The organism is Methylobacterium symbioticum, from assembly GCF_902141845.1.
Classification (GTDB): Bacteria; Pseudomonadota; Alphaproteobacteria; order Rhizobiales; family Beijerinckiaceae; genus Methylobacterium; species Methylobacterium symbioticum.
In genome coordinates this window covers 1-26,388 of sequence record NZ_CABFPH010000022.1, presented here as the reverse complement: position 1 = coordinate 26,388, position 26,388 = coordinate 1, and the positions used below count along the sequence as shown (strand labels likewise).

At 70.6% G+C, this 26,388-nt stretch carries 23 protein-coding genes; 13 read left to right on the top strand and 10 right to left on the bottom strand.

Features of this window, described 5'->3' with window-relative positions:
• Window positions 1-518: 518 nt before the first annotated feature.
• The gene (locus MET9862_RS10065) at window positions 519-3,005 is read right to left on the bottom strand and encodes a response regulator (RefSeq protein WP_142582865.1); all 2,487 of its coding nucleotides are present in this window, start codon (window positions 3,003-3,005) and stop codon (window positions 519-521) included.
• A gap of 658 nt (window positions 3,006-3,663) precedes the next feature.
• Between MET9862_RS10065 and MET9862_RS10060 the strand changes: the two genes are divergently transcribed.
• The 8 genes from MET9862_RS10060 to MET9862_RS10025 all read left to right on the top strand — a co-directional run bounded on the left by MET9862_RS10060 (window position 3,664) and on the right by MET9862_RS10025 (window position 12,885).
• Complete coding sequence (locus MET9862_RS10060) at window positions 3,664-5,166, top strand: ATPase domain-containing protein (protein ID WP_142582864.1); 1,503 nt, start codon at window positions 3,664-3,666, stop codon at window positions 5,164-5,166.
• On the top strand, window positions 5,163-6,854 hold the full coding sequence (locus tag MET9862_RS10055; protein WP_244612655.1) for an ATP-binding protein: 1,692 nt from the start codon (window positions 5,163-5,165) through the stop codon (window positions 6,852-6,854). The genes MET9862_RS10060 and MET9862_RS10055 overlap by 4 nt, the downstream gene beginning before the upstream one ends.
• A 186-nt stretch (window positions 6,855-7,040) precedes the next feature.
• Window positions 7,041-8,243: a hydrolase gene (locus tag MET9862_RS10050; RefSeq protein ID WP_244612654.1), complete on the top strand. Its 1,203-nt coding sequence runs from the start codon at window positions 7,041-7,043 to the stop codon at window positions 8,241-8,243.
• 166 nt (window positions 8,244-8,409) lie between these two features.
• Window positions 8,410-10,635, top strand: a complete 2,226-nt coding sequence (purL, locus tag MET9862_RS10045) for a phosphoribosylformylglycinamidine synthase subunit PurL (protein ID WP_142582863.1) — start codon at window positions 8,410-8,412, stop codon at window positions 10,633-10,635.
• A gap of 21 nt (window positions 10,636-10,656) precedes the next feature.
• On the top strand, window positions 10,657-10,893 hold the full coding sequence (locus tag MET9862_RS10040; RefSeq protein ID WP_142582862.1) for a BolA family protein: 237 nt from the start codon (window positions 10,657-10,659) through the stop codon (window positions 10,891-10,893).
• A gap of 171 nt (window positions 10,894-11,064) precedes the next feature.
• Window positions 11,065-11,403, top strand: a complete 339-nt coding sequence (gene grxD, locus MET9862_RS10035; RefSeq protein ID WP_142582861.1) for a Grx4 family monothiol glutaredoxin — start codon at window positions 11,065-11,067, stop codon at window positions 11,401-11,403.
• A gap of 122 nt (window positions 11,404-11,525) precedes the next feature.
• The gene (locus tag MET9862_RS10030; protein WP_142582860.1) at window positions 11,526-12,425 is read left to right on the top strand and encodes an NAD(P)/FAD-dependent oxidoreductase; all 900 of its coding nucleotides are present in this window, start codon (window positions 11,526-11,528) and stop codon (window positions 12,423-12,425) included.
• A gap of 238 nt (window positions 12,426-12,663) precedes the next feature.
• A complete protein-coding gene (locus tag MET9862_RS10025) occupies window positions 12,664-12,885 on the top strand; it encodes a hypothetical protein (protein ID WP_142582859.1) in 222 nt (73 codons plus the stop codon).
• 52 nt (window positions 12,886-12,937) lie between these two features.
• On the opposite strand, the gene MET9862_RS10020 is transcribed toward MET9862_RS10025, so the two are convergent.
• Window positions 12,938-13,762, bottom strand: coding sequence for a hypothetical protein (locus MET9862_RS10020; RefSeq protein ID WP_244612653.1), 825 nt, complete (start codon window positions 13,760-13,762; stop codon window positions 12,938-12,940).
• 94 nt (window positions 13,763-13,856) lie between these two features.
• A complete protein-coding gene (locus MET9862_RS10015) occupies window positions 13,857-15,929 on the bottom strand; it encodes a M3 family metallopeptidase (RefSeq protein ID WP_244612652.1) in 2,073 nt (690 codons plus the stop codon).
• 233 nt (window positions 15,930-16,162) lie between these two features.
• On the opposite strand from MET9862_RS10015, the gene MET9862_RS10010 reads away from it, so the two are divergent.
• From MET9862_RS10010 to MET9862_RS10000, 3 genes are all read left to right on the top strand, one after another.
• Window positions 16,163-17,029 (top strand): extensin-like domain-containing protein, encoded by an 867-nt coding sequence (locus MET9862_RS10010; RefSeq protein ID WP_142582857.1) that lies wholly within the window; start codon window positions 16,163-16,165, stop codon window positions 17,027-17,029.
• 112 nt (window positions 17,030-17,141) lie between these two features.
• Window positions 17,142-18,200 (top strand): L,D-transpeptidase family protein, encoded by a 1,059-nt coding sequence (locus tag MET9862_RS10005; RefSeq protein WP_244612651.1) that lies wholly within the window; start codon window positions 17,142-17,144, stop codon window positions 18,198-18,200.
• Between the two features lie 302 nt (window positions 18,201-18,502).
• Window positions 18,503-18,892, top strand: coding sequence for a response regulator (locus MET9862_RS10000; protein WP_142582856.1), 390 nt, complete (start codon window positions 18,503-18,505; stop codon window positions 18,890-18,892).
• 64 nt (window positions 18,893-18,956) lie between these two features.
• Here MET9862_RS10000 and MET9862_RS09995 read toward each other — a convergent pair whose 3' ends face one another.
• Both MET9862_RS09995 and rsmI read right to left on the bottom strand, forming a co-directional pair.
• Window positions 18,957-19,385, bottom strand: coding sequence for a YraN family protein (locus MET9862_RS09995; protein WP_438616607.1), 429 nt, complete (start codon window positions 19,383-19,385; stop codon window positions 18,957-18,959).
• Complete coding sequence (gene rsmI, locus MET9862_RS09990) at window positions 19,330-20,295, bottom strand: 16S rRNA (cytidine(1402)-2'-O)-methyltransferase (RefSeq protein WP_142582885.1); 966 nt, start codon at window positions 20,293-20,295, stop codon at window positions 19,330-19,332. The genes MET9862_RS09995 and rsmI overlap by 56 nt, the downstream gene beginning before the upstream one ends.
• A 118-nt stretch (window positions 20,296-20,413) precedes the next feature.
• Here rsmI and MET9862_RS09985 point away from each other — a divergent pair, with 118 nt between their 5' ends.
• Complete coding sequence (locus MET9862_RS09985; RefSeq protein WP_142582854.1) at window positions 20,414-21,631, top strand: penicillin-binding protein activator; 1,218 nt, start codon at window positions 20,414-20,416, stop codon at window positions 21,629-21,631.
• A 69-nt stretch (window positions 21,632-21,700) separates the two neighbouring features.
• Here the strand turns inward: MET9862_RS09985 and hemW are convergent, their stop codons facing one another.
• From hemW to MET9862_RS09965, 4 genes are all read right to left on the bottom strand, one after another.
• A complete protein-coding gene (hemW, locus tag MET9862_RS09980) occupies window positions 21,701-22,873 on the bottom strand; it encodes a radical SAM family heme chaperone HemW (protein WP_142582853.1) in 1,173 nt (390 codons plus the stop codon).
• 35 nt (window positions 22,874-22,908) lie between these two features.
• Window positions 22,909-23,538 (bottom strand): RdgB/HAM1 family non-canonical purine NTP pyrophosphatase, encoded by a 630-nt coding sequence (gene rdgB, locus MET9862_RS09975; protein WP_142582852.1) that lies wholly within the window; start codon window positions 23,536-23,538, stop codon window positions 22,909-22,911.
• Window positions 23,535-24,251 (bottom strand): ribonuclease PH, encoded by a 717-nt coding sequence (gene rph / locus MET9862_RS09970; RefSeq protein ID WP_142582851.1) that lies wholly within the window; start codon window positions 24,249-24,251, stop codon window positions 23,535-23,537. The genes rdgB and rph overlap by 4 nt, the downstream gene beginning before the upstream one ends.
• An 81-nt stretch (window positions 24,252-24,332) precedes the next feature.
• Window positions 24,333-24,632 carry a hypothetical protein gene (locus MET9862_RS09965; protein ID WP_142582850.1) on the bottom strand — a complete coding sequence of 100 codons (300 nt, stop codon included), beginning with the start codon at window positions 24,630-24,632 and terminating at the stop codon, window positions 24,333-24,335.
• A gap of 252 nt (window positions 24,633-24,884) precedes the next feature.
• Here MET9862_RS09965 and hrcA point away from each other — a divergent pair, with 252 nt between their 5' ends.
• Window positions 24,885-25,976, top strand: coding sequence for a heat-inducible transcriptional repressor HrcA (gene hrcA / locus MET9862_RS09960; RefSeq protein WP_142582849.1), 1,092 nt, complete (start codon window positions 24,885-24,887; stop codon window positions 25,974-25,976).
• A gap of 27 nt (window positions 25,977-26,003) precedes the next feature.
• Here the strand turns inward: hrcA and MET9862_RS30855 are convergent, their stop codons facing one another.
• Window positions 26,004-26,363: a DUF1236 domain-containing protein gene (locus MET9862_RS30855; protein ID WP_497756006.1), complete on the bottom strand. Its 360-nt coding sequence runs from the start codon at window positions 26,361-26,363 to the stop codon at window positions 26,004-26,006.
• Window positions 26,364-26,388 lie beyond the last annotated feature (25 nt).

Sequence of the window (26,388 nt, the reverse complement as noted above, 5' to 3'; positions counted from 1 at the left end):
AATGAGCACAGGTCAATTCATATTAGAGACTTAATTCCTCTTCTGATAACTCGTTGACCTGACTTCGCACGAATTTGGATCATAGATCGCATTGCTGCACTGCAACCCGATAGATGTACTGGATGAAATCAGGTTTTTCAGGTCGATCATAGGGATCTGCGAACTCATACGTCCCCGTAGACCCTGCGGGCATCGCACATGACATGTCGCCGAGGGGCGCAGGTCCGGCCGCGTGGCGTCCGGGGTCGCAGTGGTGTCGGAGTTTCGGCTCGGGCTTACGCTGAGGCGTCGCCCGGTGCGTCGCCGAAAGGCTCGCGCTCGCTCTTCCGGAGATGAAACAGCTCCGGCTCGCGCCGCCTATCGGCGTCCTGGGACGTCCGGCCGTGGCCGTCGCGGGCTCATGCCGCCCCACGCCGCATCTCGACGATGCGCCGGCTCGGGATCGGGCCCGAGCCCCGTCCAGACCACAAGGATTGCCGACACGCGGGCCCCCTTCGGTCGCTCTCCCCCCGTGGCGATCAGGCGGCCTGCGCTTCGGGCACCGTGCTGCGGTCGAGGGACGCGGCGAGCTCGGCGGCTCCGAACGGTTTGTGGAGAACCTGGAAGGTGTAGGCGTTCGCCGGCATCTGGTTGCGCACGCCCGTCAGGACGATGCGGATGCGCGGATGGGTCCGCGAGATGACCGAGGCGAGGTGGAGGCCGCCCGGGTCGGGCAGAGCGTAGTCGCAGAGGACGAGCGCGAAATCGCGCCGCGCCGCCAGGATCTCCAGCGCCTGCGGACCCGAAGTCGCCACCGTGACGGTGTGGCCGAGATCGCTCAGCGAGTCCGCGATGGCCGCGCGGACCAGCGGATCCGCCTCCACCACCAGGATGTCGGACGGCCCGAGCGGCGTCGCCCGGGAGCCGAGCCTGGCGGCCGGCGCCTCGACGGCCGGGAAATAGAGGCTGACGGTGGTGCCGTCCGCGCTCGCCTCGACATCGACCCGACCGCCGAGGTCGTCCATCAGCTCGCGGACCGCCGCCTGCCCCTGGCCGGCGGCGGCCTCGTGCGGGCTGGACAGGCGGATGCGCACCGTCGCCTGGCCGAGGAGCGGGAACTCGGAATCGTGCGTCAGACGCTCGGCGACGATCGAGAGGACGGCGCCGGACGGCATACCGTGCTTCAGTTCGCAGGCAAGGTTCAGAAGGACGAGTTCGAACGCGTGCTCGCTACAGCGCAGGCGCGGCAGGTCCTCGTCACGGGACAGGGCGACGAGGATGTCGGAGAGCGCGGTGTTGCGCATGAACTCGACCACGTCGTCGAGCATCGGGGCGAGGTCGAGGTCGCAGACGGGAGGCGCCTCACGCCGGGCGAGGCTCGTGATGCAGCGGGTCAGCGAGGCGCCGCGCCGGGCGGCGCGCAGGGCGGAACCGGTCAGGTGCTGCCCGCTCTGGCTCGCGGCATCCTGCGAGCGCTGAAATGTGCCCAGGGCGGTCATCACGGTCGTCAGCGCGTTGTTCACGTCGTGCACGATGCCCGAGACGACCGCGCGCATCGCCGAATCCTGGCGGCGCTCCGTCGGCGCACGCCCCTCCGCCGGGATCGCCAGGCCACCCTCGACGGGCGGCGCAAGCACGGGCGCGACCTCGCGGCTGACCACGTGCAGCCGCGAGGCCACCTTCGGTCCGAGCGCGGCCACCCGCAGGACAAGCCGGCGGCCCGAGATCTCCTCCTGGCCCTGCATCGTGCGCACCGCGATCTCCCGGATGCTGCCGCGATCGGCGAGCGCCTCGCGCATCGCGGCCCGAAGCAGGTCCCGGTCCCCGTCCTCGATATGCGCGAGGATGGCCTCGAGTTCGCAGACGCGCTCCACCGCCCGGCTCGCCGTATTCTGCGCACCGTCCGTCCAGAAGACCTGCCCGGCGCCGAGATCGACCTCCCAGCAGGTCGCCCCGGCCATCACGCGCGCGGCGTGCAGGCGCTCGCGGCTGCGGCCGAGCGCGACGCGCGTCGCGTTGAGCAGGCGCTCGCGACCCTGGCTGCGGGTGGCCGCCTCGCGGGCGGTCTCGGCGAGCGCGTGCAGTTCGCGGACGACGCACCGGCCGACCGGAGCCTCAGGGTTATCCTGTGCGCCGATCCGGCCGATGCCGGCGGCGGCGCGCCCCAGCAATCCGCCGAGCAGCCAGCCGAGCCCGCCGGCGGCGAGCATCGCGGCCAGCAGGGCCAGCAGCGGGGTGGCGCGGATAGGGCCGCCGAGAGCGGGCCCATCGCGTCGCGCGCTCACGAGCCAGTTGAGGCCGCCGATCTCCGGCTTGCCGACCGGAGCCGTCACGCCGAGGCTGTCGGAACCGGTCAGCTCGATCTCGGGTCCGGAACGGTGGACGGGTCGCCCGCTCGCGTTCAGGACGGTGATCGCCAGCTCACGCTGGATCTCCGGCAAGGCTCGCCGGGTCGCGGCGATGGTCTCGTCCGCCCAGTCGGTCGTCAGCTGGACGGCGAGTACGGCGCTCGCGGCGTGCCCGGACACCGCGCCGACGGGGGCGGCCACGATGAGATTGCGGGCGTTCTGCACGCCGGCTCGGCTGTTCTCCGCGGCATCCCCGATCACCACGCCGCCGAGGGCGCGGGCGAACCAGCTGGTGCTCGACACGTTCGCGCCCAGGAAGCGCCCGCTCGCCGTCGCGAGGACGCGCCCCGACCGGTCCGCCAGCATCACATCGGCGTAACCGGGCTGGATTTTCTGCCAGCGCGCGAAGAACGCCGCCAGCGCCTCGGGCGGCGCGTCGAGCGCCTGCAGGAGCACGTTCTCGGTGCCGAGGCTGACGTCGCGGGCCACCGTCAGCATCGCGCGGTCGAGATTGTCCGCGATCAGCGCGACCGCCTGCTGCGTCCGCGCGGCACCGTCCGAGACCAGGGCGCCTCTGTCCTGGCTCGTGGAGAGCACGACCGCCCCGCCGAGGCCGGTGGCGGCCGCGAGCACGGCGGCGAACAGGTGGCGCGCGGAGACGAAGCGTCCGATCGGCATGACGTCTGGTGATCCCGGGGTGAGAACTCGCGGGGGGCGCGTCCTGGGTTCACAGGACACCAGACCAGGGATGGTTAACAAATGGTTAACGGCCGGTTAAAGCGCCGCCGGACTTCAATCTTTTGCGGGCCTTGTATCATCGACGCACCGCAACGTCGGCGCCAATATGCTGATGTCTACCAATATTTTCGGCATCATATTCGCAATAAGGCGCACTTCAAGACCACCGGCAAGTCCATTGTCATGCTCGTTCTCAAATTTGCGACGTATCGTCGGCCTGAAGTTTTGGAATTCGCCCGAGGATCGTGCTGACGCATTCTCTACACAGAAAGACGAAGACCGCGTGATCGCCGAGACCGGGCGCATGCGGGCGGGCCGTGGGATGACCCATCCATCGTTCCGTGCCGGGCGCTCCCGGCTGGCCCGGCTCTGCACGCGCGGATCGAGTCGGAGGGCCAAATCCAGAGACGTCCGGCATGCGATGATCGCGGCTGACCGATGCGGAGCCGGGGCAGGCACCGGGGAAACCTGTGCTGTTTGGCCCACCGGAGCTTGATGGGCGGCCCCCTTGGCGTCCATCGCATCCGGGGCTACGGGTGCTGCACGGGAGGCTGCGCTCGTGACCTGCCCGACCCTTTCGGAACCGAGCAAACTGGCCATGGCCGCTCCCTCCGACTCCCTCGACAAGGCCATGCTCGGTGTCCAGGGCCTCGACGACGTGCTCGGCGGCGGCTTGAGGCGTGAGCGCCTCTACCTGATGGAGGGCAACCCCGGCACCGGCAAGACCACGATCGCCCTGCAATTCCTGCTGGCTGGAGCGGAGCTCGGCGAGCGCGGACTCTATATCAGTCTGTCCGAGACCCACGAGGAGCTGCGCGAGACCGCGCGTTCGCATGGCTGGACGATCAGCGACCGCATCACCGTCTACGAGGTGATCCCGCCCGAGAGCGTGCTCGACGCCGAGCAGCAGCAGAGCCTGCTGTATTCCTCTGATCTCGAACTCGGGGAGACTACCCGGGTTATCTTCACGCAGGTCGAAGCGATCAAGCCGGCCCGGATCGTGCTCGACAGCCTGTCCGAGATCCGGCTGCTCGCCGCGGGATCGCTGCGCTATCGCCGGCAGATCCTGGCCCTGAAGCACTACTTCGCACGCCACGACTCCACCGTGCTGCTTCTCGACGACCTCACCGCAGAGGCGCAGGACAAGGCGGTGCACAGCATTGCCCATGCGGTGATCCGGCTGGAGGAGCTGGCGCCCGATTACGGTGCCGAGCGGCGGCGGCTGCGTGTGGTGAAATACAGGGGCCAGCGGTTCCGCGGCGGCTACCACGACTTCACCATCACGACGGGCGGCGTCCAGGTCTTTCCGCGCCTGGTCTCGCTGGAGCACAAGACGGCGTTCGTCCGCAGCCAGATCAAGAGCGGCGTGACCGAACTCGACGCGCTGCTCGGCGGCGGCGTCGAGACGGGATCGAGCACCCTGATCCTCGGGCCGGCCGGCACCGGCAAGTCGCTGCTCGCGATCCAGTACGTGCTGGCCGCCACCGCCCGCGGCGAGAAGGCGGCGATGTTCGTCTTCGACGAGGAACTCGGGGTGATGCTGGAACGCACCCGGGCGATGGGCTTCGACCTCGCCGGACTGCGCGATGCCGGCGCGCTGACGATCAATCAGGTCGACGCAGCCGAGCTGTCGCCGGGGGAATTCGCCAACCTCGTGCGCCGGCAGGTCGACGAGGCGCAGGCCAAGACGGTGGTGATCGACAGTCTCAACGGCTACCAGGCGGCGATGCCGCAGGAGAATGCCCTGATCCTGCACGTTCACGAACTGCTGCAGTACCTGAACCGGCAGGGCGTCACGACCTTCCTGACGGTCGCGCAGCACGGGCTGGTCGGCGACATGAAGAGCCCCGTGGACGTCACCTACCTGGCCGATACCGTGGTCCTGCTGCGCTATTTCGAGGCGCTGGGGCAGGTGCGCCGCGCCATCTCGGCGGTGAAGAAGCGGACCGGCGCGCACGAGAACACGATCCGCGAGTACCGCATCACCGCGTCGGGCCTGAGAGTCGGCGAGCCGCTGCGCTCGTTCCAGGGCATTCTGCGGGGGGTTCCGACGCCGATCCGGGGCGACGACACGAGCCTCTTGGACAGCGATCCCGCGTGACGAGGCCCGGCAACCCGCTTTCCGAGCGCGTACTGATCCTCGCGCCGCACGGGCGCGACGCCGAGCTGGCTCGGGCCCTGCTCGTCGATGCCGACCTCGCGGCCTTGATCGTGCCGGACCTGCCGGGACTTGTGCAGAGCCTCTCCGAGACCGCGGGAGCGGTCCTGGTGACCGAAGAGGCGGTGCGCACCGCCGACCTGGCGCCGCTCGCCGCCTGGATCGCGGAGCAGCCGGCGTGGTCCGACATGCCGTTCATCCTGCTGACCCGGCAGGGCGGCGGATCCGAACGCAACCCGACCGCGGCGCGGCTGTCGAAGGTGCTGGGCAATGTCAGCTTTCTGGAGCGGCCCTTCCACCCGACCACACTGATCAGCGTCGTGGTGACGGCGCTGCGCGGCCGGCGCCGTCAATACGAGGCCCGGGCCCGATTGGAGCAGCTGCGCACCCGGGAGGCGCAGCTGCGCGAGCTGAACGCGACCCTGGAGAGCCGGGTCGCCGAGGCGATCGAGGAGCGGACGATCGCCGAGGAAGCGCTGCGCCAGTCACAGAAGATGGAGGCGGTGGGCCAGCTCACCGGCGGCGTCGCCCACGACTTCAACAACCTCCTCACCATCATCCGCTCGTCCGTCGACTTCCTGCGCCGGCCCGACCTGCCCGAGGAGCGCCGACGCCGCTACATGGATGCCGTCTCCGACACCGTCGACCGCGCCGCCAAGCTCACCAGCCAGCTCCTCGCCTTCGCCCGCCGACAGACCCTCAAGCCCGAGGTCTTCGAGGTCGGAGCCTGTCTGAGCAGCGTGGCGGACATGCTCGACACGGTGACCGGGGCGCGCATCCAGGTCGATCTGACGCTGCCTCAGGCCCGATGCTTCGTCCGCTGCGATCGCAGCCAGTTCGAGACGGCGCTCGTGAACATGGCGGTCAACGCCCGGGACGCGATGGACGGCCAGGGCACGCTGACGCTGCGCCTCGTCGGCGACCGGCCGATGCCGGCGATCCGCGGCCATGCCGGCTCGCGCAGCGCCTTCGTCGCCGTTTCACTCGCCGATACCGGCGCCGGCATCGCCCCGGACGATCTCGCGCACATCTTCGAGCCCTTCTTCACCACGAAGGGCGTCGGCAAGGGCACCGGGCTCGGTCTCTCCCAGGTCTTCGGCTTCGCCAAGCAGTCGGGCGGGGACGTGGACGTGCACAGCGTGCTCGGGCAGGGCACGACCTTCACGATGTTCCTGCCGCAGGTCGCGGCACCGGCCGAGATCGATCCGGCGGTCGAGGTCGTGGGCCCGGCGACCGACGGCGCCGGGCGGCGCGTGCTGGTGGTCGAGGACAATGTCGAGGTCGGCCGCTTCGCGACGCAGATCCTGCAGGATCTCGGCTATGCGACCGAGTGGGCGGCCAACGCCGAGGCGGCTCTGGAGCGGCTCGACGGCGATGGCGCGGGCTTCGATGCGGTGTTCTCGGACGTGGTGATGCCCGGCATGGGCGGTATCGCACTCGCGGAAGAACTGCGCCGCCGCCTTCCGGACCTGCCCGTGGTTCTGGCTTCGGGCTACAGCCACGTTCTGGCGGAGGAAGGCCCGCACGGCTTCGAGCTCCTGCACAAGCCCTACTCGGCGGATCAGCTGTCGCGCGTGCTGCAGCGGATCGTCGGGCGGCCGGGCCGCGTGCCCTGCGCGCGAGCGCGATAGGCGCGCGCGGCGTTCTGTCCGGACGCGGATTTCCCGGCACACCAGCCCCCCGACTGAGCCTCCGCCGCTGCCTGGACGCGGTTTCTCCTCGTCGTCGCCCCAATCGCTCTGCTAGGGACAACGCTTTCGTTCAAGACGCGCGAGCGCCCGGCCATTTCTCACGCATCCCATCCTGTCCGCGGTGCGGTGCCTCCGCTCCCGTCGAGGATCGGCCGACGCGCCGTCTTCTACCTGCCCGGCTTCGACCCGCGTGAGCCGGAGACCTACTGGGGCCTGTTCCGGCGCGAGGCGCGGCGCACCGCGGAGCGCCGGGATCTAACGATCGCGGTGGGAGAGCCGCGCCGCTCGGCGGACGGCATCAGTCTCGACTGGGCGGTCACCGCCGACGGCACCCGGACGGTCTACAGCCTGCTGCGCTGGGACGCGATCGTGCGCAGCCGGTTTCCCCGGCCCGAGTGGCGTCGCCTCGTGGCCGTGCCGGCCCTCCTGCTTCGCCTGTCCCGCGCGGGCTACACGCGCCGCCTGCGCAAGGAGGCGCGCCGCTTCTCCACCGTGATCTACGGTGTGCACCGGATCTACCTGGCGCTCGCCGCGCTGAGCCTCGTCATCGCCTGGGCGGCCCTGAGCCTTCTCCCCGCCGGGGTCCGCCCCTGGTCATGGCTCGCCCTGCCCGTCGCGGCCTACGCGATTCTGGCTCTGATAACCCGCCTCACCCGCGGAAAGCCGCTCTACGTCGCACATCTCGTGGACGACACCGCCTTTACCCACGACCACGCCGCGGGCCGCACCCCGGAGATGCCCGCCCGCCTCGACGCCTTCGCGGCGCGGATCGCCGACGCGGAGGCGGCCGGCGGCGTCGATGAGATCGTGGTGGTCGGTCATTCCTCGTCGAGCTTCCTCGGCGTCGAGGTGCTCGACCGGATCCTCGCCCGCAACCCTGGATTCGGCAGCCGCGTCCCGGTCTCCTTCGTGACGCTCGGCAGCGTCATCCCCTGGATCGCCCTCGATCCGGCGGCGGACCGGATCCGCGGGGCGCTCGCCCGGGTCGCGGCGGCCGACGGAATCGCGTGGCTCGACATCCGCGCGCCTTGGGACTGGCTCTCGATCCACCTGCGCGATCCGCTGACCGCCTCGGGCGTCCCCTCCCCCGGCCCGGACCGGCCGGCGGTGATGCGCGTCCAGATCGAGGACCTGATCGAGCCGCGGGTGGTGGCGCGGCGGCGCTGGAACCTGTTCCGGATGCACTTCCAGCTCCTGATGTCGAGCCGCAGGACGGAGGCGTTCGACTACATCGCCTTCGTGGCCGGACCCGAGCCGGTCCGCGCGACGATCGACCGGTGCCGTCGGATGGCGGCGCAGGCCGCTCCGGACACGGCACGGGTTGCGTGAGTTCAGCGATACGCCCAGATCGTGCACGCTGCCGCGGCGGCGTAGAGTTGCCAGGGCCGCCGCTTCCGCTCTAGAGCGCTTGGTGTTCAAGAGAGCCGCCCGGTTCAGGCTCGTGTCCGCGGGATCCGTCCCGCGGGCGGGACCACAATCAGCCGAGACCCGCCGCATGTTCCGCAATGATGTTCCGATCACGCCCGAACTCGTGCGCCAGCACGGTCTGACCCCGGACGAGTACGAACGCTTCCGCGGCCTGATCGGGCGCGACCCGACGCTGACCGAACTCGGCATCGTCTCGGCGATGTGGAACGAGCACTGCTCCTACAAGTCCTCGCGCAAGCACCTGCGCGGCCTGCCGACCTCGGCCCCCTGGGTGATCCAGGGCCCCGGCGAGAACGCGGGCGTGATCGACATCGGGGACGGGCTGGCCTGCGTCTTCAAGATGGAGAGCCACAACCATCCGAGCTTCATCGAGCCCTACCAGGGCGCGGCGACGGGGGTCGGCGGCATCCTGCGCGACGTCTTCACCATGGGTGCACGGCCGATCGCGGCGCTGAATGCGCTCCGATTCGGCTCGCCGGACCATCCGCGCACGCGCCATCTCGTCTCGGGCGTGGTCGCAGGCATCGGCGGCTACGGCAATTCCTTCGGCGTGCCGACGGTGGGCGGCCAGGTCGGCTTCCACCCGCGCTACGACGGCAACATCCTCGTCAACGCCATGGCCGTCGGGCTCGCGCGGACGGATTCGATCTTCTACGCGGCCGCCGCCGGGGTCGGGAATCCGATCGTGTATCTCGGCTCCAAGACCGGCCGCGACGGCATCCACGGCGCCACCATGGCCTCGGCCGAGTTCGACGAGGAGAGCGAGTCGAAGCGCCCGACCGTTCAGGTCGGCGACCCCTTCGCGGAGAAGCTGCTGCTCGAGGCCTGCCTCGAACTGATGGCCTCCGGCGCCGTCATCGCCATCCAGGACATGGGCGCGGCAGGTCTCACCTGCTCGGCGGTCGAGATGGGCGCCAAGGGCGATCTCGGCGTGGAGCTCGACATCGAGAAGGTGCCGGCCCGCGAGGCGGGCATGACGCCCTACGAGATGATGCTCTCGGAGAGCCAGGAGCGCATGCTCATGGTGCTCAAGCCGGGCATGGAGAAGGAGGCCGAGGCCATCTTCGTGAAGTGGGGCCTCGACTTCGCGGTGATCGGGCGCACCACCGACACGTTGCGCTTCGTCATCAAGTGGCACGGCGAGACCGTCGCCGACCTGCCGATCAAGGAGCTCGGCGACGAGGCGCCGCTCTATGACCGGCCGCATATCGCCAACACGCATCTGCCCGTCCTGAAGCCGGCCGAGGTGGCGGCGCCCGCCTCCCTCGCAGATGCGCTGCGCCGCATGGTCGGCTCGCCGGACCTGTCGTCCAAGCGCTGGGTCTACGAGCAGTACGACCACTACATCCTCGGCAACACCGTGCAGAAGCCGGGCGGCGACGCCGCCATCGTGCGCGTCGAGGACGGGCCGAAGGGGCTCGCCCTCACCTGCGACGTGACCCCTCGCTACTGCGAAGCCGATCCGGTCGAGGGCGGCCGGCAGGCGGTGGCCGAGGCATGGCGCAACATCACGGCGGTGGGCGCCAAGCCGCTGGCGATCACCGACAACCTCAATTTCGGCAACCCGGAGAAGCCCGAGGTGATGGGCCAGCTCGTCGGCTGCCTCACCGGCATCGGCGAGGCCTGCCGGGCGCTCGACTTCCCCGTCGTGTCGGGCAACGTCTCGCTCTACAACGAGACGAACGGCGTCGGCATCCTGCCGACCCCGACCATCGGCGGCGTCGGCGTGCTCGACGACGTGGAGCGCCATGCCACGCTCGCGCTGAAGCGCGAGGGCGACGTGCTGCTGCTGATCGGCTCGGGCGAGGGCTGGCTCGGCCAGTCGGCCTATCTCGCGGTCGTCGAGGGCCGCGAGGAGGGCGCGCCGCCGCCCGTCGATCTCGGCGTCGAGCGCCGCAACGGCGACTTCGTGCGCGGCCTGATCACCTCCGGCCTCGTCGACACGGTGCATGACCTCTCGGATGGCGGCCTCGCCGTCGCCCTCGCCGAGATGGCGATGGCCGGCGGCATCGGCGCGGCGCTCCCCGAGGTCCCGGTCGACCTGCCCGCCCATGCCTATCTCTTCGGCGAGGACCAGGCCCGCTACCTGCTCGCCGTCGACCCCGAGACCGCGTCGGACATCCTCTACAGCGCCTCCTCGCAGGGCATCGACGCGGCGGTGGTGGGCGTGACCGGCTCCGACCGCCTGACCCTGCCCGGCGGCGAGACCATCACGGTGGCCGATCTGCGCCAAGCGCATGAGAGCTGGCTGCCGGCCTACATGGCGAGCCAGCCGGCCGCGGTCGCCGCCTGAACCGGACAAGGAGATTCTGCCATGCCGATGGATGCGCGCGAGATCGAGCGGATGATCCGCGAGGCTTTGCCCGACGCCCAGATCGAGATCCGCGACCTCGCGGGTGACGGCGACCACTACGCCGCGACGGTCCTCTCCTCCGCCTTCAAGGGCAAGACCCGCGTCGCCCAGCACCAGATGGTCTATGGCGCGCTCCAGGGGCGGATGGGGGGCGTGCTGCACGCGCTTGCGCTGACCACGGGCGTGCCGCAGGATTGAGGCCCCGCGCGGGAGTCCTCTCTCTGTGGACCGACTGAGCCTCTCCGCCGACCGGATGGTGACATGGGCCGAGAAGGGGTCCGGCCGTGCGACGCAGGCGCCCAGCACGGCGTTGGACACCGGGCTCGATCATCACTAGATCACGGTTCTAAGGAAACAGGGATCAGACATATGTCCGACGTCAACGCCGCGATCGAGAACGAGATCAAGTCCCAGGACGTGGTCGTGTTCATGAAGGGCACGCCGCAGATGCCGCAATGCGGCTTCTCGGGCCAGGTCGTGCAGATCCTCAACTACCTCGGCGTGCCCTTCAAGGGCGTGAACGTGCTCGCCGACCAGAGCATCCGCGAGGGCATCAAGGCCTACTCGAACTGGCCGACCATCCCGCAGATCTATGTGAAGGGTGAGTTCGTCGGCGGCTGCGACATCACCCGCGAGATGTTCCAGTCGGGCGAGTTGCAGACCTTCCTCGCCGAGAAGGGCGTGCCGGTGAAGACCGCCGCCGCCTGAGGCGCGCGTTCCCGCACGGGACCGGATCAGGGCGCGCGAGCGCCCTTTTTCATGAGTGGGCGAGGGAAACCCCGGCGCCCGCGGCCGTTTGCCCGGAGACCTCACTTCTCCGGGCCGCGCGGATGTATGACGTGATCATCGTGGGCGGCGGCCCTGCCGGGCTCAACGCCGCCCTCATTCTCGGGCGCTGCCGCCGCAAGGTCCTGCTCTGCGACCTCGGCAAGCCCCGCAACGCCGCAACGCCGCTGACCTGGGGCGTCTTCACGCGCGACGGCACGCCTCCGGCCGAGTTGCGCCGACACGCCCATGCCGATCTCGACCGCTACGCCACCATCGAGCGCCGGAGCGTCGAGGTGGTGGGTGCACGCCGCCTCGATCCGGGCTTCGCCGTCGATCTCGCGGATGGCGGCACGGCGCAGGCTCGTCGCCTGATCCTCGCCACGGGCCTGCATCAGGACATTCCCGAGATCGAAGGCTTCGCCGCATTCTGGGGCACGGGCGTGCATTCCTGCCCCTATTGCGACGGCTACGAGGCCGCCGACCAGCCGATCGTCGCCTATGGCCATGGGCAGGGCGCCAAAGGCTTCGCTCTGGAGCTGTCGGCCTGGAGCCGCCAGGTGACGCTCTGCACCCACGGGCTGCCGACGGAACTGTCCGACACGGATCGCGAGCGCCTCGCCCGCAACGGGGTGCAGGTGGCCGAGACGCCGATCCGCCGCCTCGCCGGAACGGACGGAATGCCGACCCACCTGGGCTTCGCGGACGGGACGACGATTCCCTGCCGGGCCGTGTTCCTGATGCCGGAGGGCTGCCGCCCCTCCGACCTGATCACCAGTCTCGGCTGCGAGCTTGGTCCCACCGGTACCGTGCCGACCGGCGACTACGAGAACACCAACGTGCCCGGGCTCTACGTGGCGGGCGATGCCTCGCGGCGGGTGCAATTCGCCGTGGTGGCCGCCGCGGAGGGCGCGATGGCGGCCTTCGCGGCCAACACGGATCTCCTGCGCGAGGACACGCGCTGAGCGCCCCGCTTTAACCTTTGCGAAAGCTTAATCGGTCGCTGCGTAGTCTGGAGATCTCGTGCAGCGCAGGCCCCGCGTGCGAATGCGCACCGCAGCGCGGCCGCGGCGATGCAATCCTTAAAAAATCGTCAGCGTCCGAAATCTTTCGGAACTTGTTCAGGTTTTGCCCGTTACGCACGAACAGCCCAGTTTGTTCGGGTGCGTGGCGTTCGCTCACCGCAGCTTTGCAAGGCCGGCCATGCCCGTCTTCGAATCCAAGAATCTCGACACCGCCTTCGAGGGTCAGGCCCTGCTCGCAGCGATCCTGCACCCGACGCGGGCCGAGCGCGTCCGCGCGCTCACCCATGGCCGACGCCGCGCCAAGCGCCCGTCGCTGCTTGCCGATCCGACGACGCTCGAGGTCCGTCATCCCCTCGAGGGAGCGGACGATCTGGCGGTCACGCCGATCTCGGCCCGCTGAGCCAGCTCTCCGCCGCGGCGGAGAGGGCATCGGGCGCAGGAACCGGCCCCGCTCACCACGCCTGCGGCGTGATCAAGCCCTGACGCGTCACCACGATCCAGTCGCGGCCGCGCCGCTCGATGCCCTCGACGCGCCCGATGCCCGGCACCGCGCCGCCCGGGCCGACCTCCACGAGCCGGCGCCGACGGTCCTCAAGGATCGCCATCCCGTCATAGACGTCGCGCACCGCCCAGCTTTCGATGACCGGCGGCTTCTCCTTCTTCGGCTCGATGCTGCCCGTCTGGACGGGCTCGGCCTTCACCGGCTCGACCTTGGCCGCGACAGGCTGAGCCGGGGCCGGCGCGGCAGCGCGCTGCTTCTCGATCTGCCCGCTCAAGGCGGTGAAGCGCCCGGCCGCCTCGCGCTCCGCCTGCTCGACGCGCTCGGACAGGGCCGCGAACTTGGCGGCAAGCGCCTGCTCCGCCTTACCGACGCGCTCGGACAGGGCCGCGCTACGCGTGACCGCATCCTTGCGCCCACCCTCGGTCGCCTCCTGAACGGAGGCGATCGCGCGCGTGAGGCGCTCGATCTCGGTGGCGACCCGCGCCGTGTCCGCCCGCGCCGCGTCGATGCCGGCCTGCATCTCGACGAGGCCCTCCGTGCGGTCCGGGCGCGGCAGGGACGCCGCCGTGAGGCCGGCGCCGCAGATCAGGCCGAGGGCGAGCGCGCTGCCGCCGACGGCCATCAGCAGCGGATCCACGCGGCGCCGCGCCACGACGGCAGACGCCTCGACCCGGCCGCCGGTGACCACCGCCTTCAGCAGCGCCTCGGGGGAGAGCGCGGCCTTGGTCTCGGTCTTCGCGTCGGCCGAGGCCGCGTCCGTGGCTTTGCTCGTCATCGCTCGTCCTCGCACCCCGCCCGCGCGGATGCCCGCGAAAGCATTGGTTAAGGACGCTTGTTTACCGAACCGTTACCATGACGGCGGCTGCGGCTCAGGCGGCGAGCCCCCGCTTGCGCAGGAGCGGTCCGGTCGTCGGCAGGCGGCCGCGGAACAGGGTGTAGGCCTCGCGCGGGTCGCGCAGGTTCCCGGCCCCGTAGACGTAGGTGCGCAGCCGCTTGGCCGTCTCCGGATCGAAGATGTCGCCGGCCTCCTTGAAGGCGTCGAAGGCGTCGGCGTCGAGAACCTCGGACCAGAGATAGCTGTAATAGCCGGCCGCGTATCCGTCGCCCGAGAAGATATGCGCGAAGTGCGGGCTGCGGTGACGCATGCCGATCTCACCGGGCATCGCGATGCGGTTCAGGGCCTCCGTCTCGAAGGCGAGCACGTCGAGGCCGCGCTCGCCCTCGGCCGAGAGGTGCAGCGTCATGTCGACAATGGCCGAGGCCGTGTACTCCACCGTCGCGAAGCCCTGGTTGAAGGTGCGGGCGGCCAAGAGCTTCTTCAGCAGATCCTCGGGCATCGGCTCGCCGGTACGGTGGTGGCGGGCATGGGCGCGCAGGACCTCCGGCTGTTCGAGCCAATGCTCGTAGAGCTGCGAGGGCAGCTCCACGAAATCGCCCGAGACGGCCGTGCCGGCGAGCAGCGGATAGGTCACGTCCGAGAGCAGGCCGTGGAGCGCGTGGCCGAATTCGTGGAACAGGGTGCGGGCATCGTCGAAGGAGAGCAGCGGCACCTCGCCGGGCGGGGCCTTGGCGAAGTTCATCACGTTCACGATGATCGGCGTCACCGTGCCGGTCAGGCGCTCCTGCGAGCGGAAGGCGCTCATCCAGGCGCCCGAGCGCTTCGAGGCGCGGGCGAAATAGTCGCCGAGGAACAGCCCGACCTCGGAGCCGTCCGCGTTCGAGACGCGCCAGGCGCGCACGTCCGGATGGTAGCGCGGCACATCCTGCAATTCCTCGAAGCGCAGCCCGAACAGGCGCGAGGCCGTGTCGAAGGCGGCCTGGATCATGCCGTCGAGCGGCAGGTAGGCCTTGATCTCGCCCTCGTCGAGGTCGTGCTCGGCGCGCCGCAGCTTCTCGGCGTAGTGGCGCCAGTCATGCGCCTGAAGAGCGAAGTTCCCGCCCTCGCGGGCGACGATCTCCTGGAGGCGCTCACGCTCCTGACCCGCCCGCTTCTGGGCGGGAGCCCAAACCTCGGAGAGGAGCGCGGTCGCCGCCTCCGGGCTCGCCGCCATGGTGTCGTCGAGCTTGTAGTGCGCGAAACTCTCGTAGCCGAGGAGCCGCGCCCGCTCGGCGCGCAGCTGCACGATCTCGCGGATGATCGCGCGGTTGTCGGTCTCGCCGCCGGTCTCCCCACGGCGGATCCAGGCCTCGTAGGCGCGCTCGCGCAGGTCGCGCCGCGTCGAGAAGACGAGGAAGGGCTCGATCAGCGAGCGCGACAGGGTGATGACATGGCCGGAGAGCCCGCGTTCCTGCGCGGCGCTCGCGGCAGCTGCGCGCAGGAAGGGCGGCAGGCCGGCGAGATCGTCCTCGTTCGCGAGCGGCAGCACGAAGGCGCTCTCGTCGGCGAGCAGGTTCTGGCTGAAGCGGGTGCCGAGTTCGGACAGGCGCGCGGCGATCTCGGCCATGCGCGCCTTGGCCTCGGGCGCGAGATCGGCGCCGGCCCGGCGGAAGCGCGTGCGGTAGCGCGCGAGCACGCGCCGCTCCTCCTCGCCGAGCCCCTCAGCCTCGGGGTCGACGGCGGAGATGCGCGCCCAGAGCTCGGCATTGAGGTAGATCGCGCTGCCGTGGCGGGCGAGCTTCGGACCGATCTCGCGCTCGATCGCCTGCAGCTCCGGATTCGTATGGCTGCCGGTGAGATTGTAGAAGACGCCGGCCACCCGGTCGAGGGCGAGGCCTGCGCGCTCCATCGCCGCCACGGTGTTGGCGAAGCGCGGCGGCTCGGACGCGCCCGCGATCGCCGCGACCTCGGCCTCGTGCGCGGCGATCGCCGCATCGAAGGCCGGGCGATAATGCTCGGGCCTGATCCGCTCGAAGGGCGGCAGCGCGTAGGGCGTGCTCCACACGTCCTGCGAGAAGGGGTTCTCGGCATCGAGCGCGGGGAGCCCTGCGGTGGCCTGAATCATTCCGATCCTCGTCCTGGTCATCCGGTATCGGGCGTCGAGACGGATGTGCGCCGCGCCGCCCGCAAAGATGCCGAACCCTAGCGCGCTCTCCGCCGGGGTGGCTACCGGTGAGGCGCAAGAGCGTGCGGAACCGGCAGATCCCACCCGGCGGAGCCATTGCCGGATCGACAGCGTTGCAGCCGAGACCCGAATCCGCGGCCCTGGCCCACGGAACACGGTGCGAGGGGGACGCGATGCAGCAGGAGCTGGCACGGAAGGTCGCCGCGGGACGTTCGTGGAATGCTCTGACCCGGCTTGCGGCCGGCGCATGCATCGTGGCGGTGCTCGTCCCGCCCTGCGCGGCGGCACCTCAGGACCATCCGCCCGCCAGCGCCCCGCTGCCCCCGCCCGTGCCGCCCGAGCGCCCGGCGGATCTCAAGCCGCCCGCCGAGACGCCGAAGCCGCCGGAATCTGCGGAGGACACCGCCAAGAAGGCGCCGGGGCCCGGCGAATCGCCTCCCCTCCCCCCCGCCCGGCCACCCGAACTCTCCGGCGAGGCGGCCCTCGCCCTCACGGTGGCGCCGCCGGACGACACCGCCTGCCGGGTGCGCCTGAAGCGCCTCGGCGTCGCCTTCGAGCCGCTGCCGCCGATCAGCAACGGGCAATGCGGCGCGCCGCTGCCCCTGAAGGTGACCGCCCTCGACGGCGTCGCCCTGCCGCAATCGGCCACCCTCACCTGCGTGGCCGCCGAGGCCTTGGCCCGCTGGACCACGGAGGTCGAGGTCGCCGCCGAGCGCGAGCTGAAGCGCCCCTTGCGCGCGGTGGTCGTCGGCACCTCCTACGAGTGCCGCGGCCAGAACCACGACCTCGACGCCAAGCTCAGCGAGCACGCCTTCGCCAACGGGATCGACGTGATGAGCTTCGGGATCGAGGGACGCGCAAGCCTGCCCGTGGCGGCCCAGCAGGCGGGTTCGGATGAGGGCCGCTTCCTCGACGCGGTGCGCGCCCGGGCCTGCGCCTTCTTCCGCACGGTGCTGGGACCGGGGTCGAACGCGGCACACGCCAACCATCTCCATCTCGACGAGCGCGAGCGGAGCAACGGCCACCGCCTCTGCCAGTAGGCACACGGAACGCTTCCCACCTGCCGGAACTTGAGGCGGCGGAGCGTGCCGCTCCCGGAGTCGAACGGAGATGATGCGCGGGTTCCCGATGCGGGCAGGGCTGGACAGCGCCATGGCCGCCCTCCTCCTGGCAGGCCTCACGGGGGTGGCCGAGGCGCGGAAGGGGCCCAAGACGCCCGAGGCGCCCAAGCCGCCGCCCCTGACCGCGGAGGCCATCAACGGTGCGTCGGTGCCGGATTCCGGCACGGGGAAGCCCGGTGAGACCGCCCAGAAGCCGAGGAAGGCGACGCGACCGGACCCGCTCCTCGTGAAGGTCCAAGTCCTGCTCGACCGCGCCCGGTTCTCGCCCGGTGCCATCGACGGCAAGGATGGCGACAACATGCGGCGTGCGCTGAAAGCCTACGCGCAGGCGCAGGGACTGCCGGATGCGGACGGGCCCACGCCCGAGATCCTTGCCAAGCTGCAGGCCGACACCGCGCCCGCCGTCACCGAATACACGGTGACGGAGGACGACACGAAGACCGACTTCGTCACGCGCATCCCCGCGAAGATGGAAGATCAGGCCGAGCTCGACGATCTCGGCTACACCAATGCCCGGGAGATGCTCGCCGAGCGCTTCCACATGAGCCGCGACCTGCTCAGCGCCCTCAATCCTGCCAAGCCCTTCGACAAGGCCGGAACGGTCCTGCTCGTGGCCGCCGTGACCCCGATGGGCAGCGGGCGGCCGAACCCGAAGGACCTGCCCGAGGCCCCGAAGGTCGAGCGGATCGAGATCGACAAGGGCAGCCGCGATCTGCGCGCCTTCGACGGGAGCGGCAAGCTCTTCGCCTTCTACCCCGCCTCGATCGGCAGCGCCGAGAAGCCGGCCCCGAGCGGCGAGACCAAGGTGACCCGCGTCGCCTTCGATCCGACCTACACCTACAATCCCAAATATGCGTTCAAGGGCGTGAAGGCGCGCGAGAAGTTCACGATCAAGCCGGGCCCGAACAATCCGGTCGGTGCGGTCTGGATCGATCTGGCGATCGATTCCTACGGCATCCACGGCACCCCCGAGCCGGAGAAGGTCGGCAAGACGGAGTCGCACGGCTGCATTCGTCTGACCAATTGGAGCGCCCGCGAGCTTGGCCGCCACGTTGTGAAGGGCGCGAGGGTCACATTCAAAGACGGATGACGACAGGCGCCTGTCCGGCGACGGCCAAGGTCAATCCAACCTAGGTTAGATCAACATGCGGTGCCCTTCTGCATCGTCTGCCCACAAATGTATCGCTGCGTAACATTGCCGCGAACACCGCGCACCGATGGGACGGTCAGCCGCTTGACATGCCCCTCCATCCGGGCGACGGCTCAGGCGTTCCCGCGAGCCGACGGCTTCGCGGGATCATGCTTCCGAGGGCGTGGACGAACCGCTCCGGCAGAGATTCGGGCCTCTCTGGAGGCTCATATCAGGACGGATTCAAGGGAAGATAACTCGGCGTGAGTGCGGAACCGACAGAGAACCTTCTCCAGGGCATCCGCGTGCTCGTCGTCGAGGACGAGGCCGCGATCTCGATGCTTCTCGAGGATATGCTCCTCGATTTCGGGTGTGACGTCGTCGGGCCTGCCGCCCGCCTCGCCACGGCCCTCGAGATGGCGGGCAACGAGACCTTCGACATCGCGATCCTCGACGTGAACGTCGCGGGTGAGCCGATCTATCCGGTCGCGGAAGCCATCGCGCAACGCGACCTGCCGCTCGTCTTCTCCACCGGCTACGGCGGCGCCGGCATCCGCGAGCCGTTCCGCGATCGCCCGGTGGTGCAGAAGCCCTTCAGCCAGTCCGACCTGAAGCGCACCCTGATCGGGGCGATCAAGGGCAAGGGCGGCTGAGCGCGAAGGCGTCCGGCCATAGCGGCTCCCGGTTCGGTGCGGGCGCACGCGACCCTCTCACGACCTAGAGTCCTTCGAGCGTGAACGCATCGGGGCGGTGCTCCGGCCACCGCCCGCGTCCGACGAAGACCGCGTCCGCGCGCAAGGTCAGCCCAGCACAGGATGGGTTCCGCGCGAGCCAAGCCCGCACCGCCTTCGAGAAGCGCCGCCGCTTGATCGCCCCGATCGCCTGACGCGCGTCATCGAGATTCGCGCGGGCCTTGACCTCCACGAAGGCGATGGTCCCGCCGCGGCGCACGATCAGGTCGATCTCGCCGCCGCCCATCACCACCCGCAGGGCGAGCGGCCGGTAGCCTTTCAGCAGCAATGCGCCGAGCGCCAGCCATTCGGCGCGCCGGCCGCGCAACTCCGTGGCGCGGCGACGCGCGGCCGCCGCCTCAGGCAGGCTCATCGGATCGGCCCCCGGCCTGGGCCAGCTCGACGGCCCGGGCATAGACGAGGCGGCGCTTGCGGCCTGTCCGCGCCGCAACGAGGCTTGCCGCATCCTTCACCGAGTGCTCGGCGAGCGCGGCCTTGAGCGCGGCATCGAGGGCGTCCGGGTCGCCGTCGTCCGGCGCGTCCTCGGGGCCGGCGCCGATCAGCACCACGATCTCGCCCTTCGGCGCGCCCTCAGCCGCGAAGGCGGCGCTGAGTTCGCCGAGCGTGCCGCGCCGGATGGTCTCGTAGAGCTTGGTCAGCTCGCGGGTCACCGCCGCAGGGCGCTCGGGCCCGAGCACTGTCGCCGCATCCGCCAGCATGTCGGGCAGGCGGTGGGGCGACTCGAACAGGACCAGCGTGCCGGGCAGCTGCCCCAGATCGGCGAGGCGGTTGCGCCGGGCACCCGCCTTCTGCGGCAGGAATCCCTCGAAGAAGAAGCGGTCGGTCGGCAGGCCCGCGGCGACGAGGGCGGTCATCACGGCCGAGGCACCCGGCACAGGGGTCACCGGGATGCCGGCCTCGATCGCCGCGAGCACCAGCTTGAAACCGGGATCCGAGACCAGGGGCGTGCCGGCATCGGAGACGAGGGCGAGTGCCTGTCCCTCGCGCAGGCGCTCGACCATCCGGTCGCGCACGCTCTCCGTCGAGTGCTCGTGGTAGGCCATCAGCGGGGTCGTGATCCCGTAATGGGCGAGCAGGGTCCGGGTGACGCGCGTGTCCTCGGCGAGCACCGCGTCGGCCGCGGCCAGCGTCGCGAGCGCCCGGATGGTGATGTCGCGCAGGTTGCCGATCGGCGTCGCCACGACATGCAAGCCGGGCGCGAGCGGCTCGGCCTCGCTGGCGAGGCCGAAGGCGGTGAAGGTCGGCGGCGCCTCGCGGCGGGGCGGTGCGCCCGGGCGGCGAGCAGGGTCGGTTCGTTCGGTCATCATGGCGACAATGCCACGGCTGCTGTGGGAAATTGGCATGATTCCCGCGCCCGCGTTGCCTTTTCACAGCTTGGGCTTCAGCGTGGCAGGACGTTTCGTCCGGCGAGGGAGACCAGCGATGGCGCGCTCACGCAATCCCGCGGCACGCCTCGCCGTGCTGTGTGCGGGCCTGATCGCCCTCGGCGGCTGCCTCTCGGGTCCGGACGGGCCGCGCACGGTCCGCCAAGCTCCTCCACCTCAGGCGGAGCTTCCCCCCACCGCGGCGCCGGGCCCCGCCGGGCAGCCTGGCTCGATCGGAGCCGGCTCGGTGAAGGTGGCGCTCGTGCTGCCACTGACCGGGCCCGGCGCCCAGATCGGCGCGGCGATGCGCAACGCCGCCGAACTCGCCTATGAGGAGTTCCAGCAGCCGGACCTGCAGATCCTGGTCAAGGACGACCGCAGCACGCCGGACGGCGCCCGCGAGGCCGCCCAGGCGGCCATCACCGAGGGGGCCGACCTTGTCCTCGGTCCGGTCTTCGCCGGCAGCGTCCAGGCCGCCGCCCTGCCGGCCCGCAACGCGGGCAAGCCGGTGATCGCCTTCTCGACCGACGCGACGGTGGCCTCGCGCGGCGTCTACCTGCTCAGCTTCCTGCCACAGACGGAGGTCGACCGGATCGTCGACGAGTCGGTGGCCGGCGGCAAGCGTTCCTTCGCGGCGCTGATCCCCGAGAGTGCCTACGGCAACGCCGTCGAGGCGCAGTTCCGCGAGGCGCTGGCCCGCAAGGGCGCGCGCCTCGCGGGAATCGAGCGCTACCCACCCGGCCAGCCGGGCCCCGCGGTGGAGCGGCTCGCTTCCGTCATCGGCGGCCCCGCCCCGCAGGCCGATGCGCTGTTCCTGCCCGAGACCGCGGAGGGCCTGCCGGCCGTGTCGGCGGCGCTGATGAAGGCCGGGTTCTCGCCGGCCCGCGTGCGCCCGGTCGGCACCGCAGTCTGGAACGAGCCGCGGCTCTTCGCCCTTCCGGCTTTGCAGGGCGGACGCTTCGCGGCCCCCGACGCGGCGGGCTTCACCGCCTTTGCCGGACGCTACCAGGCCCGCTACGGCACCAACCCGCCGCGTGTGGCCTCCCTCGCCTTCGACGCGGTATCCCTGGCCGCCGCTCTGGCGCGGCAATACGGCTCGCAGCGCTTCGCCGAGCCGACGCTGACGGCGGGGGCGGGCTTTGCCGGGGTCGACGGCACCTTCCGCCTGCGGCCGGAGGGGCTGAGCGAGCGGGCGCTGGCCGTCTACGAGATCCGTAACAACGCGGTCACCGCGGTGAGCCCCGCCCCGCGGGCGCTGGCCAAGCCCGGGACCTGATCCGAGGGAAAGACCGGGGTGCTGCCCCGTGCCCCGCCAAAGGGATGATCCCTTTGGGAACCCGGGATCTCAGGCCGCGAGTTCGGCCACCAGGGCGTTCAGGACCGGGGCGCCGCGCGGCGTCGCGGCGATGCGGCCCGAGGCGAGGCGCGCCACCAAGCCGTCTGCGATGAGGGCATCGAGCCGGGTTCGGTCGAGCGGTCGGCCCTTGAGCGCTGCGTAACGTGCGGGGTCGATGCCCTCGGAGAGGCGCAGGCCCATCATCAGGAACTCGTCGCCTTGATCGGCCTCGGAGAGCATCTCGGTCTCGGCGATGCCGTGGCCCGCGCCCTCCACGCGGGCGAGCCACGCTTCCGGGGCGCGCTCGGTGACGGTGCCGATGCGGCCCTCCGCCGTCACGAGGCGGCCATGCGCGCCAGGCCCGATGCCGGCATATTCGCCGTAGCGCCAGTAGAGCAGGTTGTGGCGCGATTCGGCGCCCGGGCGGGCATGGTTCGAGATCTCGTAAGCCGGGAGCCCGGCAGCCGCACAGACCTCCTGCGTCACGTCGTAGAGGATGCGCGCGCTCTCCTCGTCCGGAGGGACCAGCTTGCCGGCGGCGGCGAGGCCGAAGAACGGCGTGCCGGGCTCGATGGTGAGCTGATAGAGCGAGAGATGCTCGGCGGCACGCGCCAGCGCCTCCGTCAGTTCGGCGCGCCACGCCGCGGGCGTCTGGCCCGGCCGGGCGTAGATCAGGTCGAAGGAGGTGCGCGCGAAATGCGTCTGCGCCACCCGGATCGCCGCGAAGGCTTCGGCCGCGTCGTGCAGCCGGCCGAGCTTCTTCAGGGAAGCGTCGTCGAAGGCCTGGACCCCGAGCGACACGCGGTTGACGCCGGCGAGGCGGTAACCGGCGAAGCGTCCGGCCTCGACGCTCGACGGGTTGGCCTCGAGGGTGATCTCGGCATCGGCCTGGATGCCCCAGGCGCCATCGACGGCCTCGATCAGCCCGGCCACCGTCTTAGGCCGCATCAGCGAGGGCGTGCCGCCGCCGAGGAAGACGCTCGTGACCCGCCGCCCGGGCGTGCGCGCGGCAACATGCGCGATCTCGGCGCGGAAGGCAGCGAGGAAGCGCGCCTCGTCCACGGGCGCGTGGCGGACATGGCTGTTGAAGTCGCAATACGGGCATTTGGCCGCGCAGAACGGCCAGTGCAGGTAGACCCCGAAGCCCGCGTCGCGGGTCGGGTGGTCCGGTGGCATCGTCATCGTCGCGATGTGAGGGGCCGCCCCGCCTCCCGCAATCAGCCCGGCCGCCGCAGGCAGGCGGCGGCGAGCGCCACGAAGGCGCGGGCGCGATGCGAGAGGGCGTTGCCGCTCTGCCAGTCGACGCCGTGCTTCTCGGCCGAGGAGATCTCGCCGAAGGTCCGATCGAAGCCCTCGGGGCGGAACATCGGATCGTAGCCGAAGCCGGCCGTGCCGCGCGGTTCAACGAGATCGCCGAAGACGCGGCCCTCGAACAGCTCCGTGTGGCCATCCGGCCAGGCGAGCACCAGGGCCGAGACGAAATGGGCGCGCCGGTCCGTGGCGCCGCGCCGGTCGAGCTCGGCCAGGATGCGCGCCATCGCGCCGGAGAAGTCCTTGGAGGCGCCGGCCCAGCGGGCCGAGAAGATGCCGGGCGCCCCGTCGAGGGCATCCACGCAGAGGCCGGAATCGTCGGCGAAGGCCGGCAGGCCGGACGCCTCGGCCGCGGCCTGCGCCTTGATCGCCGCGTTCTCGGCGAACATCGTGCCGGTCTCGTCGGGCTCCGGCAGGCCCAGCTCGCCGGCCGAGACCGCCTCGACGCCGAAGGGCTCCAGAAGCTCGCGCATCTCCACGAGCTTGCCGGCATTGTGGGTCGCGATGACGACCTTGCCCGAGAGGATGCGGCTCACGATCCGATCGCCTGCTTCTGGAGGGTGACGAGCTGCGCCACGCCGCCCCGGGCGAGCCGCAGGAGGTCGATCAGCTCGGCTTCGGAGAAGGGCGCGCCCTCGGCGGTGCCCTGCACCTCGACGAGGCCGCCCGCTCCGGTCATCACGAAGTTGGCATCCGTCTCCGCCGCGGAATCCTCGGCATAGTCGAGATCGAGCACCGGCGTGCCCTTGGTGATGCCGCAAGAGACGGCAGCGACGTGGTCGCGCAGCGGGTTGACCGAGATGATCGAGCGCTCGCGCATCCAGGCGAAGCACTCGTGCAGCGCCACCCAGGCCCCGGTGATCGCGGCGGTGCGGGTGCCGCCATCGGCCTGGATCACGTCGCAATCAACCGTGATCTGGCGCTCACCGAGGGCGGGCAGATTGGTCACGGCGCGCAAGCTGCGGCCGATCAGGCGCTGGATCTCCTGCGTACGACCCGAGGGCTTGCCGGAGGAGAGTTCGCGCCGGGTGCGGGTATGGGTCGCCCGCGGCAGCATGGAATACTCGGCCGTGACCCAGCCCTTGCCCGAGCCGCGCAGCCAGGGCGGCCCGCGCTCCTCAAGCGAGGCGGTGCAGAGCACCTTGGTCTCGCCGAAGCTGACGAGGCAGGACCCTTCCGCGTAGCGCGCCACCGCGCGCTCCAGCGTCACCTTGCGCAGCTCGTCGGCCGCACGTTTCGAGGGCCGCATGACCCGCTCCTCATGTCTGATCGAGGCCGGGCTCATAAGGGCCGCCGGGGCGGGCGGCAACCCGCCCCGGTGCAATGGAGGTCAGTAGCGGTAGAAGCCGCGGCGGTGATGGTGATGATGGCGGAAGCCGCGATGGTGGTGGTGCCAATGGCGGCGATGGTGCCAGCCCCGATGGTAGCCGTGATGGCGGTGACCCCAGCCGTGGTGCCGGTGGCCCCAGCCATCACGCACCGAGACCAGGGGCGCGTCCGGCGCCTCGACGCCGGGAACGGCGAGCGGCGCGGCCTCGGCTCCGCGCGGTGCGGCAGCGAGGCCGAGGCCGGTGCAGAGCACGAAGGCGGCGGCGAGCTTGGGCAGAATCGATCGGGCACCATGGTGCATGCGTTGGACTCCCATCCTCGGTTTCTGGCGTTGGTTCACGGTGTCGGAGAGGGCGGCCAAGGCCGTCATCTCGCCACTGAAACGCGGGCCGCGCCCGTTCCGTCTCATCGCTCCGCAATTATCCTGAATGCATCGGAACGGGCGGCGGCGCCGTTGCGTGTCAGATTGCACCCCTGCGGCGGGGGAGTGCGGCGTGCGGGCGATTGATCGCGCGCGGCCGCGCCCCCACAATGCCGGATCAGGATCCGACCCGTGACCGAGCATCCATCCTTCGCCTCTCCGCATCCCGGCCCCGCGCTGAACGCCCTGAACGAGCGCGCGCGCGAGATCTTCCGGCAAATCGTCGAGAGCTACCTCACGACGGGGGAGCCAGTGGGATCGCGCAACCTCGCGCGCGTCCTGCCGATGGCGCTCTCCCCGGCCTCGATCCGCAACGTGATGTCGGATCTCGAGCATTCCGGACTCATCTTCGCGCCTCACACCTCGGCCGGTCGCCTGCCGACGGAGCTGGGCCTGCGCTTCTTCGTGGACGCGATGCTGGAACTCGGCGATGTCGGCCGGGAGGAGCAGGAGCGGATCGAGGCGCAGATGCGGGCCGCGGCCTCGCGGCACACCTTCGACTCGGCCCTGGCGGAAGCCTCGACGCTCCTGTCGGGCATTTCGCGCGGCGCCGGCGTGGTGCTGACCACGAAGTTCAACGTCAACCTGAAGCACATCGAGTTCGTGCGGCTCGACGCGGAGCGGGCCCTCGTCGTCCTCGTCTCGGACGACGGCTCGGTGGAGAACCGCCTTCTCGACCTGCCGAGCGGCCTGCCGGCGGGCGCGCTGCAGGAAGCCTCGAACTACCTGAACGCGCGGCTGAAGGGCCGGACGCTCGGCACGCTGCGCGCCGACATCGAGGCCGAGCGGCAGGCGATGAAGCGCGAGCTCGACGCGATCACCGAGCGTCTGGTCGATGCGGGGCTCGCCACCTCGGTCGGCCCGTCCGAGGCGCGCCAGCTCATCGTGCGCGGCCAGGCCAACCTCCTCGACGACCTGCGCGCGGTGGAGGACCTGGAGCGGATCCGACTGCTCTTCAACGACCTGGAGACGCAGAAGGACGTGATCGACCTGCTCGCCCGGGCCGAGGGCGGCGACGGCGTGCGCATCTTCATCGGATCCGAGAACAAGCTGTTCTCGCTGTCGGGCTCATCGATGATCGCCGCCCCGTTCCGCGACGGCTCGCAGCAGATCGTCGGCGTGGTCGGCGTGATCGGCCCGACGCGGCTCAACTACGCCCGCATCGTGCCGATGGTCGACTACACCGCCCGCGTGGTCTCGAAGCTGCTGGACGGGGGGCGCTGACGCCCCCCGCTTTCGCGTTCTTCCCAGTCAGGCCGGGATCACGTCCACGATCTCGTAGGTGTCGGGATCGATGATGACGATATCGTCGCGCACCAAGATGAAGCTGTAGCCCTCGTAGGCCGGCACGATGCTGACGATGGCCGGCGGCAGCCGGTGCAGCGAGACCGAGCGCGGGATCGCCGTTCCGACATTCAGGCTGAAGTTCACATTGCTGACGCGGCTGACCCCGGTGCGGGTGATCGACTGCCGGAACTCGGTGCGCTTGGCCGTGTCGAGCCGGTTCACCGCGCCGCGCACCTCGCCGCCGCCCCGGGCCCCGCGCTCGGACGCGCCACGCTCGGATGCACCGCGCTCCGAGATCGGAAGAGCACACTGAACTCCAGTCACCTTGTAATCTCGTATGCCGTCTTCT

Coding starts and splice junctions, on each gene's coding strand:
- MET9862_RS10065 (WP_142582865.1), bottom strand. CDS start 3,005: ATGCCGATCGGACGCTTCGTCTCCGCGCGCCACCTGTTCGCCGCCGTG.
- MET9862_RS10060 (WP_142582864.1), top strand. CDS start 3,664: ATGGCCGCTCCCTCCGACTCCCTCGACAAGGCCATGCTCGGTGTCCAG.
- purL (WP_142582863.1), top strand. CDS start 8,410: ATGTTCCGCAATGATGTTCCGATCACGCCCGAACTCGTGCGCCAGCAC.
- MET9862_RS10040 (WP_142582862.1), top strand. CDS start 10,657: ATGCCGATGGATGCGCGCGAGATCGAGCGGATGATCCGCGAGGCTTTG.
- grxD (WP_142582861.1), top strand. CDS start 11,065: ATGTCCGACGTCAACGCCGCGATCGAGAACGAGATCAAGTCCCAGGAC.
- MET9862_RS10030 (WP_142582860.1), top strand. CDS start 11,526: ATGTATGACGTGATCATCGTGGGCGGCGGCCCTGCCGGGCTCAACGCC.
- MET9862_RS10025 (WP_142582859.1), top strand. CDS start 12,664: ATGCCCGTCTTCGAATCCAAGAATCTCGACACCGCCTTCGAGGGTCAG.
- MET9862_RS10020 (WP_244612653.1), bottom strand. CDS start 13,762: ATGACGAGCAAAGCCACGGACGCGGCCTCGGCCGACGCGAAGACCGAG.
- MET9862_RS10015 (WP_244612652.1), bottom strand. CDS start 15,929: ATGATTCAGGCCACCGCAGGGCTCCCCGCGCTCGATGCCGAGAACCCC.
- MET9862_RS10010 (WP_142582857.1), top strand. CDS start 16,163: ATGCAGCAGGAGCTGGCACGGAAGGTCGCCGCGGGACGTTCGTGGAAT.
- MET9862_RS10005 (WP_244612651.1), top strand. CDS start 17,142: ATGGCCGCCCTCCTCCTGGCAGGCCTCACGGGGGTGGCCGAGGCGCGG.
- MET9862_RS09995 (WP_438616607.1), bottom strand. CDS start 19,385: ATGCCCGGGCCGTCGAGCTGGCCCAGGCCGGGGGCCGATCCGATGAGC.
- rsmI (WP_142582885.1), bottom strand. CDS start 20,295: ATGACCGAACGAACCGACCCTGCTCGCCGCCCGGGCGCACCGCCCCGC.
- MET9862_RS09985 (WP_142582854.1), top strand. CDS start 20,414: ATGGCGCGCTCACGCAATCCCGCGGCACGCCTCGCCGTGCTGTGTGCG.
- hemW (WP_142582853.1), bottom strand. CDS start 22,873: ATGACGATGCCACCGGACCACCCGACCCGCGACGCGGGCTTCGGGGTC.
- rph (WP_142582851.1), bottom strand. CDS start 24,251: ATGCGGCCCTCGAAACGTGCGGCCGACGAGCTGCGCAAGGTGACGCTG.
- MET9862_RS09965 (WP_142582850.1), bottom strand. CDS start 24,632: ATGCACCATGGTGCCCGATCGATTCTGCCCAAGCTCGCCGCCGCCTTC.